The organism is Pseudomonas sp. GD03862 (assembly GCF_029840855.1).
In the GTDB taxonomy this organism is placed as follows: domain Bacteria; phylum Pseudomonadota; class Gammaproteobacteria; order Pseudomonadales; family Pseudomonadaceae; genus Aquipseudomonas; species Aquipseudomonas alloputida.
The window spans coordinates 67102-83608 of record NZ_JAOCDI010000028.1; the positions used below are offsets into that span (position 1 = coordinate 67102).

The 16507-nt window shown below is 62.4% G+C and carries 15 protein-coding genes and 1 pseudogene; 11 read left to right on the plus strand and 5 right to left on the minus strand.

Features of this window, described 5'->3' with window-relative positions; all coding sequences use genetic code 11:
• The first annotated feature begins 81 nt into the window (after nt 1–81).
• The 3 genes from N5D53_RS18210 (at nt 82) to N5D53_RS18220 (ending at nt 4716) form a co-directional block, all read left to right on the plus strand.
• A complete protein-coding gene (locus tag N5D53_RS18210) occupies nt 82–1446 on the plus strand; it encodes an MFS transporter (RefSeq protein WP_021781698.1) in 1365 nt (454 codons plus the stop codon).
• Nucleotides 1447–1523: 77 nt separating this feature from the next.
• Complete coding sequence (gene garD / locus N5D53_RS18215) at nt 1524–3077, plus strand: galactarate dehydratase (protein WP_104961472.1); 1554 nt, start codon at nt 1524–1526, stop codon at nt 3075–3077.
• 58 nt (nt 3078–3135) lie between these two features.
• Nucleotides 3136–4716: an aldehyde dehydrogenase (NADP(+)) gene (locus tag N5D53_RS18220; protein ID WP_104961471.1), complete on the plus strand. Its 1581-nt coding sequence runs from the start codon at nt 3136–3138 to the stop codon at nt 4714–4716.
• A gap of 133 nt (nt 4717–4849) precedes the next feature.
• On the opposite strand, the gene N5D53_RS18225 is transcribed toward N5D53_RS18220, so the two are convergent.
• Nucleotides 4850–5599, minus strand: a complete 750-nt coding sequence (locus N5D53_RS18225; RefSeq protein ID WP_003247694.1) for a FadR/GntR family transcriptional regulator — start codon at nt 5597–5599, stop codon at nt 4850–4852.
• Nucleotides 5600–5798: 199 nt separating this feature from the next.
• On the opposite strand from N5D53_RS18225, the gene N5D53_RS18230 reads away from it, so the two are divergent.
• The 3 genes from N5D53_RS18230 (at nt 5799) to N5D53_RS18240 (ending at nt 7922) form a co-directional block, all read left to right on the plus strand.
• The gene (locus tag N5D53_RS18230; RefSeq protein ID WP_104887769.1) at nt 5799–6449 is read left to right on the plus strand and encodes a DUF998 domain-containing protein; all 651 of its coding nucleotides are present in this window, start codon (nt 5799–5801) and stop codon (nt 6447–6449) included.
• A gap of 74 nt (nt 6450–6523) precedes the next feature.
• A complete protein-coding gene (locus N5D53_RS18235; protein ID WP_104961470.1) occupies nt 6524–6853 on the plus strand; it encodes a hypothetical protein in 330 nt (109 codons plus the stop codon).
• Nucleotides 6854–7013: 160 nt separating this feature from the next.
• On the plus strand, nt 7014–7922 hold the full coding sequence (locus N5D53_RS18240; RefSeq protein ID WP_121161557.1) for a LysR family transcriptional regulator: 909 nt from the start codon (nt 7014–7016) through the stop codon (nt 7920–7922).
• Here N5D53_RS18240 and N5D53_RS18245 read toward each other — a convergent pair.
• A pseudogene (locus N5D53_RS18245) lies at nt 7923–8442 on the minus strand (DMT family transporter). It abuts the gene before it with no gap.
• A 195-nt stretch (nt 8443–8637) separates the two neighbouring features.
• Here N5D53_RS18245 and N5D53_RS18250 point away from each other — a divergent pair.
• From N5D53_RS18250 to N5D53_RS18260, 3 genes are all read left to right on the plus strand, one after another.
• Nucleotides 8638–9147 carry a MarR family transcriptional regulator gene (locus tag N5D53_RS18250; protein ID WP_104961467.1) on the plus strand — a complete coding sequence of 170 codons (510 nt, stop codon included), beginning with the start codon at nt 8638–8640 and terminating at the stop codon, nt 9145–9147.
• A 334-nt stretch (nt 9148–9481) separates the two neighbouring features.
• On the plus strand, nt 9482–10246 hold the full coding sequence (locus N5D53_RS18255) for a hypothetical protein (protein WP_121161555.1): 765 nt from the start codon (nt 9482–9484) through the stop codon (nt 10244–10246).
• Nucleotides 10247–10266: 20 nt separating this feature from the next.
• The gene (locus N5D53_RS18260) at nt 10267–10905 is read left to right on the plus strand and encodes a peroxiredoxin-like family protein (RefSeq protein WP_104961465.1); all 639 of its coding nucleotides are present in this window, start codon (nt 10267–10269) and stop codon (nt 10903–10905) included.
• Between the two features lie 80 nt (nt 10906–10985).
• On the opposite strand, the gene N5D53_RS18265 is transcribed toward N5D53_RS18260, so the two are convergent.
• Complete coding sequence (locus tag N5D53_RS18265) at nt 10986–11567, minus strand: hypothetical protein (protein WP_003247673.1); 582 nt, start codon at nt 11565–11567, stop codon at nt 10986–10988.
• A gap of 216 nt (nt 11568–11783) precedes the next feature.
• Here N5D53_RS18265 and N5D53_RS18270 point away from each other — a divergent pair, with 216 nt between their 5' ends.
• Entirely contained in the window at nt 11784–13916 is a 2133-nt protein-coding gene (locus tag N5D53_RS18270) for a TonB-dependent siderophore receptor (protein ID WP_177413617.1), read from the plus strand.
• Nucleotides 13917–13999: 83 nt separating this feature from the next.
• On the opposite strand, the gene N5D53_RS18275 is transcribed toward N5D53_RS18270, so the two are convergent.
• On the minus strand, nt 14000–15292 hold the full coding sequence (locus N5D53_RS18275; protein ID WP_064492679.1) for a sorbosone dehydrogenase family protein: 1293 nt from the start codon (nt 15290–15292) through the stop codon (nt 14000–14002).
• On the minus strand, nt 15289–15717 hold the full coding sequence (locus N5D53_RS18280) for a DUF2231 domain-containing protein (RefSeq protein ID WP_020192131.1): 429 nt from the start codon (nt 15715–15717) through the stop codon (nt 15289–15291). The genes N5D53_RS18275 and N5D53_RS18280 overlap by 4 nt, the downstream gene beginning before the upstream one ends.
• Before the next feature lie 164 nt (nt 15718–15881).
• Here N5D53_RS18280 and N5D53_RS18285 point away from each other — a divergent pair, with 164 nt between their 5' ends.
• Complete coding sequence (locus N5D53_RS18285; RefSeq protein WP_104961464.1) at nt 15882–16166, plus strand: hypothetical protein; 285 nt, start codon at nt 15882–15884, stop codon at nt 16164–16166.
• Nucleotides 16167–16507 lie beyond the last annotated feature (341 nt).

The window sequence follows — 16507 nt, forward strand, 5'->3', positions numbered from 1 at the left end:
GCCGCGCCCGGAGTGGGCCTGCCCCACTCCGGTTACAATTCGTGAGCCCGCACAAAAATAACTAGTGGGAGTATTGCCAGCATGCAAGCGACTAAGAAAACGCATGTGCGCTACCTGATCCTGTTCATGCTGTTTCTGGTGACCACGATCAACTATGCCGACCGCGCGACCATTGCTATCGCAGGCTCCAGCCTGCAGAAAGACCTCGGCATTGACGCCGTAACCCTCGGTTATATCTTTTCCGCCTTCGGATGGGCTTACGTGGCTGGCCAGATTCCTGGTGGCTGGCTGCTCGATCGCTTCGGTTCCAAGAACGTCTACGCCTTCAGCATCTTCACCTGGTCGCTGTTCACCCTGCTGCAAGGTTTTGTCGGTGGCCTGCCGGTTGCCTGGGCCGTGGTCACCCTCTTCACCCTGCGCTTCCTGGTCGGTTTCGCCGAAGCCCCGTCATTCCCGGGTAACGCGCGCATCGTCGCCGCATGGTTCCCGACCCAGGAACGCGGCACGGCGTCGGCCATCTTCAACTCGGCGCAGTATTTCGCCACTGCACTGTTCGCCCCGATCATGGGCTGGATCGTGTTCAGCTTCGGCTGGGAGCACGTGTTCGTGGTCATGGGTGTGCTGGGCATCATCTTCTCGATGGTGTGGCTGAAGACCATCTACAACCCGCGCCAACACCCGCGCATCAGCCCAAGCGAACTTGAGCACATCGAGCAGAACGGCGGCCTGGTCGACATGGACCAGAAGCGCGGCAGCGACGGCCCGAAATGGGGTTACATCAAGCAGTTGCTGACCAGCCGCATGCTGCTGGGCGTATACCTGGGCCAGTACTGCATCAACGCCATCACCTACTTCTTCCTCACCTGGTTCCCGGTGTACCTGGTGCAGGAACGTGGCATGACCATTCTCAAGGCCGGCTTCATCGCCTCGCTGCCGGCGGTGTGTGGTTTTATCGGCGGCGTCCTGGGTGGCGTGATCTCCGACTGGCTGCTGCGCCGCGGCAACTCGCTGACCTTCTCGCGCAAACTGCCGATCGTCTGTGGCCTGCTGCTGTCCACCACCATGGTGTTCTGCAACTACGTCGATGCCGAGTGGATGGTGGTTGGCTTCATGACGCTGGCGTTTTTCGGCAAGGGCATCGGCGCACTGGGCTGGGCGGTGGTCGCGGACACTTCACCCAAGCAGATCGCCGGGCTGTCCGGTGGCCTGTTCAACACCTTCGGCAACATCGCGTCGATCACCACCCCTATCGTGATCGGCTACATCATCAGCGCGACCGGCTCGTTCAAGTGGGCGCTTGTGTACGTGGGTGCCAACGCGCTGGTAGCGGTATTCAGCTATCTGGTTATCGTCGGCCCCATCAAGCGTATCGAATTGCGTGATGCTGCCCCAAAGCCACACGCTGAGCCTGCCACCGACGGCGAACTGGCCAGCTCCCGTCACTGAAAAAACACGCCCGCGCCGGGTCACCCGGCATGGGCGGATGTACAAAAGCCTGAGAACCTGACAAGTAGGGCCCAAACATGCAGTTGATCGAACATTCCGACTCGCCCCGCTACGTCCGCCTGCACGACGACGACAACGTCGTGGTCGTTGTCAACGACGGCGGCTTGGGCGAAGGCGCCCGCTTCGCCGACGGCCTGACCCTGATCGAAGGCGTGCCGCAAAGCCACAAGGTGGCCACCGTATCCATCGCCAAGGGCGAGCCCGTGCGCCGCTACGGGCAAATCATCGGCTACGCGCTGGAAGACCTGCGCCAAGGCAGCTGGGTGCAGGAAAGCCAGCTGGCCATGCCGGCCGCCCCGGAACTGGACAGCCTGCCGCGCTGCGATGCAGTGCCACAACCGCTGCCGCCGCTTGAGGGCTTCACCTTCGAGGGCTATCGCAACGCCGATGGCACTGTCGGCACCCGCAATATCCTCGGCATCACCACCACCGTGCAGTGCGTGACCGGCGTGCTGGAACATGCAGTCAAGCGCATTCGCAACGAACTGCTGCCCAAATACCCCAACGTCGATGACGTGGTGGCCATTACCCACAGCTACGGCTGCGGTGTGGCAATCAACGCCCGCGACGCTTACATCCCGATCCGCACCGTGCGCAACCTGGCGCGCAACCCAAACCTCGGCGGCGAGGCACTGGTGATCAGCCTGGGCTGTGAAAAACTGCAAGCCAGCCAGGTGATGCACGACAACGACCCCTCGGTGGACCTCAGCGACCCATGGCTGTACCGCCTGCAAGATGCCAGCCTTGGCTTTGTCGAAATGATCGAGCAGATCATGGACCTGGCCGAAACCCGCCTGAAGAAGCTCGACCAGCGTCGCCGCGAAACGGTCCCGGCCAGCGAGCTGATCCTCGGCATGCAATGCGGTGGCAGCGACGCCTTCTCGGGCATCACCGCCAACCCGGCACTGGGTTATGCCGCCGACCTGCTGGTCCGCGCTGGCGCCACCGTGCTGTTCTCTGAAGTGACCGAGGTGCGCGACGCGATCTACATGCTGACCTCGCGCGCGGAAAACCAGGACGTTGCCGACGCGCTGGTGCGCGAAATGGACTGGTACGACCGCTACCTGCAGCAAGGCGCCGCCGACCGCAGCGCCAACACCACGCCGGGCAACAAGAAAGGCGGGCTGTCGAACATCGTCGAGAAATCGCTGGGTTCGATCGTCAAGTCGGGCAGCGGCGCTATCCAGGGTGTGCTCGGCCCAGGCGAGCGGGTCAACCGCAAAGGCCTGATTTTCTGCGCCACCCCGGCCAGCGACTTTGTCTGTGGCACCTTGCAACTGGCGGCCGGCATGAACCTGCACGTCTTCACTACCGGCCGCGGCACCCCGTATGGCCTGGCCATGGCGCCGGTGGTCAAGGTGTGCACCCGCAGCGAACTGGCCCAACGTTGGCCCGACCTGATCGACATCGACGCCGGTCGCATCGCCAGTGGTCGCTCGACCATCGAGGAGCTGGGCTGGGAGCTGTTCCATTACTACCTGGACGTGGCCAGCGGCCGCAAGCAGACCTGGGCCGAACAACACCGGCTGCACAACGACATCACCCTGTTCAACCCGGCGCCCATTACCTGATGCCGCAGCCCTGACCACGCATTCACACACGCCACTCTCAATCCCACAGGAGCACCCCATGCCTGAAATCCTCGGCCATAACTTCATCGCCGGTCAGCGCAGTGCCGCTGGCCCTCAGCGTCTGCAGAGCCTGGACGCCAGCACTGGCGAAGCCCTGCCCTACAGCTTTGCCCAGGCCACCGAAGCCGAAGTGGACCAGGCCGCCAAGGCCGCTGCCGCAGCCTTCGCCGAGTTCCGCCAACTGGCCCCGGCACGTCGGGCCGAGTTCCTCGACGCCATCGCCGCTGAACTCGACGAACTGGATGACGCCTTCGTCGCCATCGTCTGCCGCGAAACTGCACTGCCCGCCGCCCGTATCCAGGGCGAGCGCGGCCGCACCAGCGGGCAGATGCGCCTGTTCGCCCAAGTGCTGCGCCGCGGCGACTTTCTCGGCGCACGCATCGACCTGGCACTGCCCGAGCGCCAGCCGCTGCCACGCGTAGACCTGCGCCAGATGCGCATCGGCGTAGGCCCGGTCGCCGTGTTCGGGGCCAGCAACTTCCCGCTGGCCTTCTCCACCGCCGGGGGTGATACCGCCGCCGCCCTGGCCGCAGGCTGCCCGGTGGTATTCAAGGCGCACAGCGGCCACATGGCCACGGCCGACCTGGTCGGCTGCGCCATCGTGCGCGCCGCTGAGCGTACCGGCATGCCCAAGGGCGTGTTCAACATGGTATTTGGTGGCGGCGTGGGCGAGTGGCTGGTCAAGCACCCGGCCATCCAGGCGGTTGGCTTCACCGGCTCGTTGAAAGGCGGTGATGCCCTTTGCCGCATGGCCGCTGAGCGCCCGCAGCCAATCCCGGTGTTCGCCGAGATGTCCAGCATCAACCCGGTCATCATCCTGCCAGGCGCCCTGGCCAAACGTGGCGAGGCCATTGCCCGCGAGTTGGCGGGGTCCGTGTGCATGGGTGCCGGGCAGTTCTGCACCAACCCTGGGCTGGTGATTGGCTTGCAGTCGCCACAGTACAGCCAGTTGCTCGCCGACCTTGGCCAGTACCTGGACCAGCAAGCCGGGCAAACCATGCTCAACGCTGGCGGCCTGCGCAGCTACGTCGGCGGCCTTGAACACTTGCATGCCCATGCCGGTATCGAGCATGTGGCCGGCCAGGTGCAGGAAGGCAACCAGGCGCGCGCTCAGCTGTTCAAGGCCGATGCACGCCTGCTGGTCGAGTCTGACCCGCTGTTGCAGGAAGAAGTGTTTGGGCCCACCACCGTGGCCGTAGAGGTGCAGGACAACGACCAACTGCGCGACGCGCTGCTCGGCCTGCGCGGCCAACTGACCGCGACGCTGATCGGCGAGGCGGACGACTTCGATGCCTTCGCCTGGCTGGTGCCGCTGCTGGAGGAGAAAGTCGGGCGAATCCTGGTCAATGGCTACCCGACCGGTGTCGAAGTCTGTGATGCCATGGTGCACGGCGGCCCGTACCCGGCGACCTCCGATGCGCGTGGCACCTCGGTCGGCACTTTGGCCATCGACCGCTTCCTGCGCCCGGTGTGCTACCAGAACTACCCGCAGACGCTGCTGCCTGAGGCACTGCGCGACGGCAACCCGCTGGGGCTGCGGCGGTTGGTGAACGGTCAGTGGAGTGACGGGGCGATCTGACTGGTTGCCAGAAACAGGAAAGCCCTGCGCACGGCGGGGCTTTCCTTTTTGACTGTACTGGCCTCTTCGCGGGCAAGCCCGCTCCTACAGGGCTATGTTGCCCTCGAAGAGGCCAGTACAGGCAGCAAAGGCTTCAGGTTCCTTGCGCTTCAGCCGCCTCATGCGCCTGGCGCAAGCGCTCGCGGCTGTTGCTCAGGTGCATGCGCATGGCCATCTTCGCCCCTTCGCTGTCACGCCGGGCAATCGCCTCATAGATCGCCTCGTGCTCATGCATCAGGCGGCTCATGTAATGCGCCTGGTCATCATGGGCCAGGCGCGCCGAATTCAGCCGGGTGCGCGGGATGATGCTGGTACCCAGGTGGTTGATGATGTCGGCGAAGTAGTGGTTGCCGCTGGCCTGGGCAATGCGCAGGTGGAACTGGAAGTCCGCCGACACCGCATCAGTGGCGTGGGCCGCCCCCTCGTTGAGTTCGTCCAGCGCCGCCCGCATACCGGCCAGGGCTTCGTCGCTTCGCCGCTGAGCCGCCAGCCCAGCCGACTCGATCTCCAGGGCAATGCGCAGCTCCAGCACCGCCAGCACTTCGCGCAGGGTGACCACGGTGGCCGGGTCGATACGGAAACCGCCCGTAGCCGGCGCATCCAGCACGAATGTACCGATGCCGTGGCGAGTCTCTACCTGCCCGGCGGCCTGCAACCGCGAGATCGCCTCACGCACCACCGTGCGACTGACGCCCTCTTCGGCCATGATCTGCGATTCGGTCGGCAGCTTGTCGCCGCGCTTGAGCTGGCCGCTGCGAATGCGTTCGGTCAGCACCGTGACCAGTTCCTGGGCCAGACTGCGCGGCTTGCGCCGGGTCCTTGCCTGTACCTGCTGCTCTGTCATTGCCCTGTATTTCACCTTGGAAGACAGCGCTCATCATAGCGCAAGCGGTTGTACGATCACATACACCCCGTGCGGTATTTATTGCCCATCTTTGCAGTCCCTGGCCCATGAAGAAACGCGCAGAATCACTGGCCCATGGCCTGCGTGAGCCTGTACTGTACGCTTCCACGCTCACTGTTCCATGGAAGGAATCTGCAGTATGAAAACCCTCGACCGCCTTTTGCTCGGCAGTGGCCTGCTGATCCCCCTCTGGCTGCTGGCGGGGGTATGGCTCACGGCCCAGGCCTACCCTGGCTATGATCACCTGCAACAGGCCATGAGCCAGCTGGGCGCGGCAGGCTCGCCAACCCACAGCTGGTCACCACGGGTCAACAACTACCCTCTAGCCCTGCTGTTTGCCCTGTTTGCCTGGGGCCTGGTGCGGCGCTGGCGTAGCTCGAAGCTGGCGCTGCTGAGTGCGGGCCTGGTGTTGCTGCATGGCATGGGCAGTTTGGGCACCGGCTGGTTCCCTTGCGACCAGGGCTGTGCACCGGCACAGCCATCTACCTCGCAGCAACTGCATAACCTGTTTGGTCTGCTGATGTTCCTCTCGCTGACCTTGGCCAGCGCCCTATGGGCGTGGCTAGGCAACCGCCTTGCCGGCTCCCCCGCCCTGGCGCTGTTTTCCCTGGCTTGCGTGGTGTTGGCGATCATCACCGTCGCGTTGATGGGCCAAGCGGCGCAGAGTGGCCAGCTGTTCGGCCTGTATCAACGCCTTAACTATGGTGTTTCGGTGCTCTGGGTTGCCAGCCTGGCCTGGACAAGCCTGCAGAAGCCGAAGGCCAGTCCCCTGCGCATGGCTGTGCCCTGACGGCAAATTGCTGGCCCACGGCTGCGGAAAGCGAAGGCAAACTCCGTTTTCTTTCAGATGCTTAGGACAGCAACATGCGAGTACTTCTAGCAACGATGGCCGGCTGCCTGCTGGCCACCCTCGCTTTCGGCGCCCAGGCCAGGGCATTGAGCCAGAACGATCGCCACACCTGCGGCTGGGGCGCGCAGATAGCCGCCGAGGCCCAACAGGCCAAGCTTTCCGGGGTAACCCTGTACGCCACGCGCAAGAAGCTGCAGGTACGCAAATTCCCCAAGCCATGGATGCGCATGACTGCCTTCGGCATTACCGAGCAGACGTACAACAGCCGCTCGCGGCTCAAGCCTGAAGCGATCAAGCGGACTTACTTTGAACAGTGTGTTCAGCATGCGACTGCAAGAAGATAATTCTTTTTTATCAGTAAATTACAGATCAAACATAAAGCCATCTAGTAGAATCCATGTGCTGCGAAAAGGCCTCTATCGCCAGCACCTGTAAGCGCGTGCAAGACTCAAGCATTTGTTAAGCTGATCCGAGTCGCCAGAATTGACCAAGGCCATTCACCCGATGGATGAACTGCGCAAGATCGACCTCAACCTGTTGCTCGCCCTGCACGCCCTGCTCAGCGAAAGGCACGTGACCCGTGCAGCCCTGCGCCTGCACCGCAGTCAACCGGCGGTCAGTCACGCCTTGGCGCAATTGCGCAAACACTTCGACGACCCCTTGCTGGTACGCCAAGGCGGCAGCATGGCCCTCACCGCCCGCGCCCAATCGCTGGCACAACCGCTACAGGATGCACTGAGCAATCTCGACAGCCTGCTGGCCACCCCACTGTTCGAACCAGCCAGGGCCCAGCGCCGGTTCCGGCTGTCGTTGTCCGACTACGCTTCGCGCATCATCCTGCCGCACCTGCTGCGCCACCTGCGCCAAGTCGCGCCCGGGGTGGACCTGGCCATCAGCCAGGCCAGCCGTGAAACCATGTTGGCGCAGTTGCTCGATGGCGAGCTGGATCTGGCCCTGGGCCTGTTCCCCGAACTGCCTCAGGACATCACCGCCCAGCCCCTGTTTGCCGATCGCTTCATCAGCGTTGCCGATCGCCAGGTCCTGCCTGCCAGCGGCGGCATGGCCCTGGAAGACTGGCTGGCACGCCCACATGTATTGATGGCCATGCGCCCGGATGCTTTCGATGAAATCGAGCGTGCACTGGCCGCCCGGGGCCTGCAACGCCGTATTGCCCTGGCCTTGCCACACTGGAGTGCGGCAGTCGAAGTGCTGGCCGGCACCGACCTGATCCTGACAGTGGCCAGCCGCGCTGTGGGGTCGTTGCGCAAGCACAAGACACTGCGCCAGTTCACACCGCCACTGGCCATCCCCTCGTTCGACTATCAGCAAGCCTGGCACAACCGCAAGGACAGTGACCCCGGGCACCGCTGGCTGCGCGAAACTGTATGGGCCTGCAGCCAACCAGGGCGCTGATCAGTTTTCTTGCGCCTTCACAGCTGCCGGGGGGTGGGCCGGTGACGCCGTTGCCCAAGTGCCCTGTACCAGCAGCACTCCGCACAGGATCAGCACCACGCCGGCCACCCTGGCCAGACTGAGCGGCTTGCCACCCAGCCCCATCACCCCGTAATGGTCGGCAAGCACTGCCGTGATGATCTGCCCCGCCACCACCAGTACCAGGAACCCTGCTGCGCCAAGTTTAGGGGTGAGTGCGGCGGCGCCGGCTACATACATTGCCCCGAGCACGCCACCAATCCACAACCACCAGGGCCCCTGCAGGGCCTTGCCCATGTCTGGCGCCGGTACCCGGATAATCAGCAGGGCAGCGATCACCACCAGCATGCTGACCGTCAACGATGTGAAAGCCCCCCCACAGCCAGTGCCCAAGTGCCCGACCTGCCGCAGCATTACCTGCGGCCTGAAACGGCAACACTGCACCGGCAAGCAACGCCATGGCCACAGGAAGCGCCAGCAGAAGCATTGATTTACTGAACATGGCAGTCCTCATCCAAGGTATCGATGGCCACCATGATGCTGCATGCCCCAGTACTGATAGAAATCAAAATCCTGCACTTGAACTATTCGTACCCTGCATGGTGAAACATCCCTTCCGTCTGGCGTGCGCATGCTGTCTTCACCCTGAAACATCGGTGCTGTTGACTTACTAAGGCACCAAGATAAACTGCGCCTTATGAATACTCTTGAGAACAAGCATCACATCATGCTCGATGCACTGGCCGAGGCCCCCGCTGACGCCAGGCAAAACGTGCGCCTGTGTTTCGAACTCTTGTCCGCTGCAGCGGCCATCAACCGGGTATGCGCCGCACGGCTGGCCCGCCATAACCTGTCAGAAGGGCGATTCGCAATCCTACTGACCTTGCAAGGCGCAGGCGGCCGCCTGGCACCGCTGGAGCTGGCGACGCGCCTGGCAATCACCTCAGGCACCGTGACCGGCCTGCTCGACGGCCTGCAGGGTGATGGCTTTATCAAGCGCCGCAAGGACGCCCATGACCGGCGCAAGCTGAGCATCAGCCTTACCTCGGCAGGCATAGCGGTACTCGACGCCGTATTCGCCGAACACACCGACTGGATCGGCACGATCATGCAGTCACTGGACAACGCGCAACGTGACGCCCTGTCCGCCACGCTACAGGCACTCTCGGCCAGTCCTGCCCTGGCACTGCCACCGGACAATCACTGAACCCAAGGCACACCCGCAAGACCACATGGAGGTGGATGATGTTGCAGAATCAGAGCGTATTGGCCCGGCTTGGCAGGAAGCCCCGGGTACAAAGCGAACACGACCAGTTAAGTCGTCGCCAACCTTGGCTCGAGGCCTGCCTGCCAGCGGCGCTTTACCGGCGCCCGTTCATCCGCCGCCTTGCCAGACAGCCAGTGGCCATCGAGGGTTTCAGCTTTCGCCCATCGAAGACTCGGCACTGGGCCGTCCTCTGGAGGATGTGCACATCAACGGGGCTGTGCACGTGCCTGGCCGGCAATCGACTGTACCGTGCCACTGCCATGGAGCCTAAGCCATGAGCGACGACCGAAAGTCCCTGATCGACCTTGGCCAACTGCCAACCCGCAACCTGGCCGAATGCCTGGCGGTGGATCAAGCCGCCCTGGTCAACGCCTTGACAGGGCAACTGCCAGCAGCATTGGTAGAGCAACTCGCTGCCAGTGCGGACCAGGCCCAGGCACTGGGCCTGTCAAAAAAAGTGGCGGCCATTGGCCTGGCGCTGGGCAAGTGGCTGGAGCAGGCCGCCGAGTCCTTGCGCCAGCAGGTGTTCGAGCAATGCTGCACGCACCCGTCCGATACCGTGCGCAGCTGGGCGGCGTTCGCCCAGGCGTACCTGTCACGCTCGCAGCCTGCGGAAGATGCCCTGCTGGCGCAGTTTCGCTTCGCCCGCGATGAGCACTTCGGCGTGCGTGAATGGGCCTGGATCGCCCTGCGCCCGCGCCTGGCCCAGCACCTTGAAGCCGCCCTGGCGCTACTCGGCCGCCATACCGGTGATGCCGACCCGCTGGTACGTCGGTTCTGCATCGAGATCCTGCGCCCGCGTGGCGTTTGGTGCGAGCACATTGCCACGCTCAAACAACGACCAGAAGTGGCCGAGCCGTTGCTGGTACCGCTGCTGGCCGAAGCCGAAAAATACGCCCAGGACTCGGTCGCCAATTGGCTCAACGATGCCAGCAAGACCCGCCCCGACTGGATACTTCAGCTGTTTGAGCGCCATCCCCCCGCCTGCAAGGCCTCACAGCGCATCCAGACCCGGGCCACCCGAAGCCTGCCCCAGTGAACCACCACAAGGAAACACGCATGTCACTCAAGGCAAAACTCGACGCCGTCAAACAGCAGATGGCCCAACTGCCCACCGAGGTACTGGAAAAATTTGGCGCCTCGCTGCAAGCCCTTATCGCAAGGCATCCTGAGGACCACGCGCTCAAAGCCGGCGACACCGCCCCGCTGGCCGTGCTGGAGGATGCCGATGGCAAGGCCGTGGACCTGCGTGCCCTGTTGGCACGCGGTCCGCTGGTACTGGTGTTTTACCGCGGCCTGTGGTGCCCGTTCTGCAATGTAGCGCTCAGCGAATACCAGCAGATGGCAAGCGATCTGGCCGCCAGCGGTGCAACGCTGGTCGCCGTCTCTGCCCAAGGCCGCGCTGCCACCCTGAAAACCCGCGAATCCCTGGGAGTGCGCTACCAACTGCTAAGCGACCCGGGCAACCAGCTGGCGCGCCAGTACGGCATCGTCTTCGAGCTGGAGCCAGCGCTGGAGGCGGTGTACCAAGCACTCGGCGCCGACCTCAAGGCACTGAACGAATGCGACGACCTCAGCCTGCCGATGGCCAGCGCTTTCGTCATCGGCCAGGATGGCCGCATTCGCCATGCCTTCGTCAATGTCGACTACTCCGAACGTGCCGAACCCCAGGCCTTGATCGAAGCCGCCAGCGGCTAAGACCCACTTCCCGGTACCGGGCTGCCCGGACCGCAAACGGCCGGTTGTAGGCGAGTAACCGAGGTCGGCAACGGCCAAGGTCAACGCGAGGTTTCGACGCGCAGCACTTCGGTGTAGATCGCGTCAACCGTCTGGCCAACCTTGAGGTTCTTCATGCGTTTCTGCAGGTCTGGATTCTCGACCTTGACCACCTGCAGCTTGCCCTCCGGTGGCAACAAGCTCACCTCATGCGTCTTGAGGTCGATCTTCTTGATCTGAGAGGTAACCTTGACCTGGCGGAACGCCTCGCCGCCCGGGTTGGGGTTTTGCTCGGTTGCGCGGATGGTACCGGACTCTTCAGTCGCTTTCGGCGCCCCACCCACTTCCGGATTGAGCACATAGGCCACGGCGCGTGTCACGTAGATGTCGACTTGGTCACCGACTTTCAGGTTGGGCAGCGCCTTGGCCTTTTCGGTCAGCTGGAACGTCACATCCTTCTTCTCGTCAGGGCCTTTCACCGTGACCTGGCGGGTGGCCAGGTCGATAGCCGTTACCTGTGTGGTGACATGGCTTTCCAGCGCCTCGCTCCCGATGGGGATACCGGCAGCCTGTACCGTGAAGCTGGCAGCAGAGGCCAGCGTGGCAAGGGCTACAGCACGAGCGAGAGTACGAATGGGGTTCATAGGCGTGCTTCCATGTGATCAAGTCCGAATGGGCGCGTGAAAGGTTCACGCGGTATCAAGCATAGCCATTACCTGCCGCCTTGCCGGCCCTTCCGGCGCGCGACGCATTTCGGCGCAGAAACCACTGTTATAGCTAATACGAATTCTTTACACTTGCTTTACATTTGCAAATCATTACTATTCGTGACTCCCGATAACAACAAAGAGTCGCCTGTAATGGCAAAAAAGTCTGTTGCCCCAGCATCCATTTCCATGCTGGGCCTGCTCGTTGTGCCTGCTGTACACGCTGCCGCGCAAACCGATACGCAAAGTAGCCTCGCCCTGCCTGCCACCGCCGTCACCAGCGTCTATGAGCAGCAAAGCTACAAGGCCAGTGAAAGCCGCAGCGCCATGAAGATCGACGCGCCGCTGCGCGATATCCCGCAAACTGTCAACGTCGTTCCCGAAAGCGTGATCAAGGACCAAGGCGCACAGTCCATGGAAGACGTGCTGAAGAACGTGCCCGGCATCGGCCTGTCCAACGGCGACGGCCAACGCGATCAGGTGACCATCCGTGGCTTCAGCGCCATTGGCGACATGTATATAGACGGCGTGCGTGACGACGCCCTGTACTTTCGCGATCTGTCCAACATCGAGCGTGTCGAGGTGATCAAGGGGCCGGCCGCGGTGCTGTATGGCCGTGGCTCCTCGGGCGGGCTGATCAACAGCATCAGCAAGAAACCAAGCTTCACGCCCAAGCGCGAAGTCGGCATGAACGTCGACAGCGAAGGCAAACGCCGAACCCAATTCGACACCGGCTGGGCCGACCCACAAAGCAACCAGGCCTACCGCGTAACGGGTGCCTTCGAAGACAGCGACACCTTCCGCGATGATGGCTACATCGACCGCAAGGCCATCGCACCGTCGGCCTACTTCCGTCTCTCGGACGACCTGGAACTGAACCTGGGCGCCACCTACCTGTACGACAAGCGCCTGATCGACTTCGGCATACCGGCCCTGGGCAGCCGCCCGGTGGACGTGGACCGCGACAAGCGCTTCGGCTCTGGCGATGCTGACCAGGATTACGCCCGCAGCGAGGTGTTCTCGCTTACAGCCAGCCTGGACTACCGCATCAACGACAACTTCACCCTGACCAACACCAGCCGTTACTACCGCTACGACCTGGACCGCAACAACACCTTGGCCGACAGCAGCCCGACGCGCTTCGTCACCGCGCCCGATGGTGAACTGCTGATCAAGCTCAACCGCGGCAACGTCGCCCGCGATGAGTACGGTGTGTTCAACCAGACGGAGCTCAAGCAACAGGCGCAACTGGCGGGCATGCAGCACAACCTGTTGTATGGCGTGGAAGCAGGCTTTCAGGACAAATACCAGCGCGTGCTGAGCCAGACCAACGTGGCCCAGGTACCGGTTTACCGCGATGCCTTGGTGGCGGTACCGGAACATGCCGCCAACCTGTCTTCCAAGGGCACCAACTTCCAGCAGACCACCGGTCTGTACGTGCAGGACATGATCGAGCTGAACGCGCACTGGAAGGCGTTGGTCGGTGTGCGTTATGACATCTTTGGCCAGGAGTACGACGACGACCGCGTGCAGAACATCGACCTCGATCGTACCGACAAGACCTGGAGCCCGCGTGCGGGTCTGGTCTACCAGCCAGACGCCATCCAGTCCTACTATGTGTCGGTCAGCCGCAGCTATCAGCCTTCTGGCGAAGTATTCGCGGTGAGCCCGAGCAACCAGCACCTGGAGCCGGAAGAAACCACCAACTATGAAATCGGCGCCAAATGGGACCTGCTCGACAGCCGCCTGTCACTGACCGCCGCAGTGTTCCGCCTTGAGCGCACCAACATGAAGACTGCCGACCCGGCCAACCCCAACCTGACCGTATTGGCTGGCGAACAGCGTACCGATGGCTTTGAAGCCACCGTCAGCGGGCATCTCACCGACAAGTGGCAGATCTATGCCGGTTACGCTTACCTGGACGCCGAAATCACCAAGTCCAACAGCAAGACCAATGGCGTGGCGAACGAAGGCCAGACACCTACCCTGACGCCGCGCAACAGCGCCAACGTCTGGCTGGTACGTACCCTGACACCAGAGTGGCGTGTGGCCGCCGGAGCCAACTACGTCGACGAACGCTACACAGCACTCGACAATGTGGTGGTGATGCCAGGCTATACCACCTTCGACGCCGCGCTGCTGTACAGCGTGCCGCAGTGGGATGCCGCGCTGCGCCTGAAGAACGTGTTCGACCGTGACTACTATGCCTCGGCACATGGCTCGGTCGACCTGATCACCCCAGGGGCACCGCGCACGCTGGAAGCCAGCTTCAACTACCGCTTCTGACCACGCGCAATGCCTGTCATTCAGCAATTGGGCCGCTCTGCGGCCCATCGCCAGCAAGCTTTGACGATTTGATCAGATAGCATTCAGCGATTACGCGTCACCCGCCACACCGTATTCGCCAGGTCATCGGCAATGATCAACGCTCCCCGCGGGTCCACCGTCACCCCAACCGGTCGCCCCCGGGTCTTGCCATCCTCACCGCGAAAGCCCGTGGCGAAGTCGATCGGCTCCCCTGCAGGCTTGCCATTGCTGAACGGCACGAAGATCACCTTGTACCCCACCGGGTTAGGCCGGTTCCAGCTGCCGTGCTCGCCCACGAATACACCGTCGGCAAAGCGCTCGCCCATTGCCGGGGTCGAGAAGTCCACACCCAGTGCAGCCACATGCGAACCCAGGCTGTAATCCGGCTTGATCGCCGCCGCCACCTTGTCCGGGTTCTGCGGCCGCACCCGCTCATCCACATGCTGCCCCCAGTAGCTGTAAGGCCAACCATAGAAGCCCCCTTCACGTACCGAAGTGAGGTAGTCCGGCACCAGGTCAGGGCCCAACTCATCCCGCTCATTGACCACCGTCCACAACTGCCCGGTCTGCGGCTGAATGGTCAATGCCGTCGGGTTACGCAAGCCGGTGGCATAGGGCCGGTGCGCGCCGGTCTCGGCATCGACCTGCCAGACCATGGCCCGATCGATCTCCACCTCCAGGCCGCGCTCAGTGATGTTGCTGTTCGAGCCGATACCCACATACAAGAAGCGGCCATCCGGGCTGATGGTCAGCGCTTTGGTCCAATGGTGGTTGATCTCGGCCGGCAGGTCGGTGACCTTGGTTGGCGGGCCGTCGGCCTGGGTCTGGCCTTCCTTGTAGTCAAAGCGCACCAGCGCATCCTGATTGGCTACATACAGCTTGCCGTTGGCATAGGCTAGGCCGTACGGTGCGTTGAGGTTATCCGCAAACACGGCCTGTACCTCGTAGTTGCCATCGCCATCAGCATCGCGCAGCAAGGTCAGGCGGTTGCCACCCTTGACCTGGGTATTGCCCTTGGCCTTGATCTGGCTGGCGATCACATCCTTGGGCTTGAGCTTGGCCGCGCTGCCTCCCCGGCCCTCAGCCACCAGAATGTCGCCATTGGGCAGCACCAGGCTCTGGCGCGGGATTTTCAGGCCGGTGGCAATGGCGGTGACACTGAAGCCCTCCGGCACGGTCGGTTTCAGCTCGCCCCAGGCAGCCGGTTGCGCAATCTTCATGCTCGGCAGCAAGCCGCGCTGAGGCTCCGGCAGCTTCGGGTCCGGGCCATGGGCCTGGGTCGGCTCGCCGTCGCCACCACAGGCACTCAGCAATAGCGCCACGCCCAACAGGCTAAATGCATGCAAAGGCTTCATGCCACACCTCCTGAACGCAGGTTGCTCAAACCGGTCCAGGCGGCCACCACTGCGAGCACTGTCACGATTACCGACAACACCAGCCCAGAAGGCATCACCGCCCAGGCGTCCTTGGCATGCTCAAAGGCATTGATCAGCCCAAGCACCCAAGTCACCAGCAGCAGCACGAAGTACAGCGTAGCGCGCCCACCCTTGCGCTCTGCGCGGATCAGGTTGGCCAACGCGAACAACAGTGCCAGCCCACAGAACACCAGGGCCCCGGCGATCAGCCAGGCGGCGAAGTTGCTCCACTGAATCTGATAGCTGTTGTAGTAGGCGATATCGCTCAGCAGCGCGCCAAGGAACAACGGCACACTGCCCGCCAGCAGCAGGGCATGCAGCGGGCTGGGCGTACAGCGGTAAAGGGTTTGATCAGGTGCGGTCACGGTGCCTCCTTTTCATTCAGTGACCCAGGGCTGATGGTCTTGCGCCATCAGATAAGCGCAGGGTGCGCTTAGCAAAGGAGCCTCTTGACGCCGAGATAGTTCACCGCGTCGCTGTAATGAAATATCCTGCAAGGCATTTGCTGCCAAGCGCAGAAGGGGAAAACATGAGCAGACCATATGCGTCCTGGGCACTGGCCACCCTGCTCGGCCTCAGCCTGGCTCTCGCTGGCTGCTCCAGCAACGCCAGCAAGGCACGCTACGCCACGCCTGCAGTGGGCTCCAACTGCTTTGCCAAGGCCGTCCCCACTACCGGTGAAGGCGGCCTGGCCTGGGGCAATACCTTGAGCATTGCGCGACAGAAATCCCTGAATAACTGCGTGCGTTATGCCAGCCGCTCGGGAGGCACGCCCAGGACTTGCCAGGTAGTGATGGCCAAGTGCAAAAACTGAACATACAACAATCTTAAAGTACGAAACCTCCTACAAAAATACTGCAACTTTTCACACGATATTGCGCAAACACAATACATATACATTCAAATAAAATCTTACACTTTCATCCTCGACCGAAAAGCAGCGATCGAGGCATTGTCTTTCACTTGAATTCCAGATACTTGATCGCCCGATCATCTCAGCAAGTAAGTAGGAAACTTCTTACAGCATAGAGTCGGGCCTGAAATCCAGCACAGTATGAATAACGGCATTTCAGTCTTGTCAGTACTGAAAGTTGCCGCAGTGCGTCTCTGGTTGGAAAAGACTGTCTCTCTGAGCAAGGAGCTCGCATGACCAAT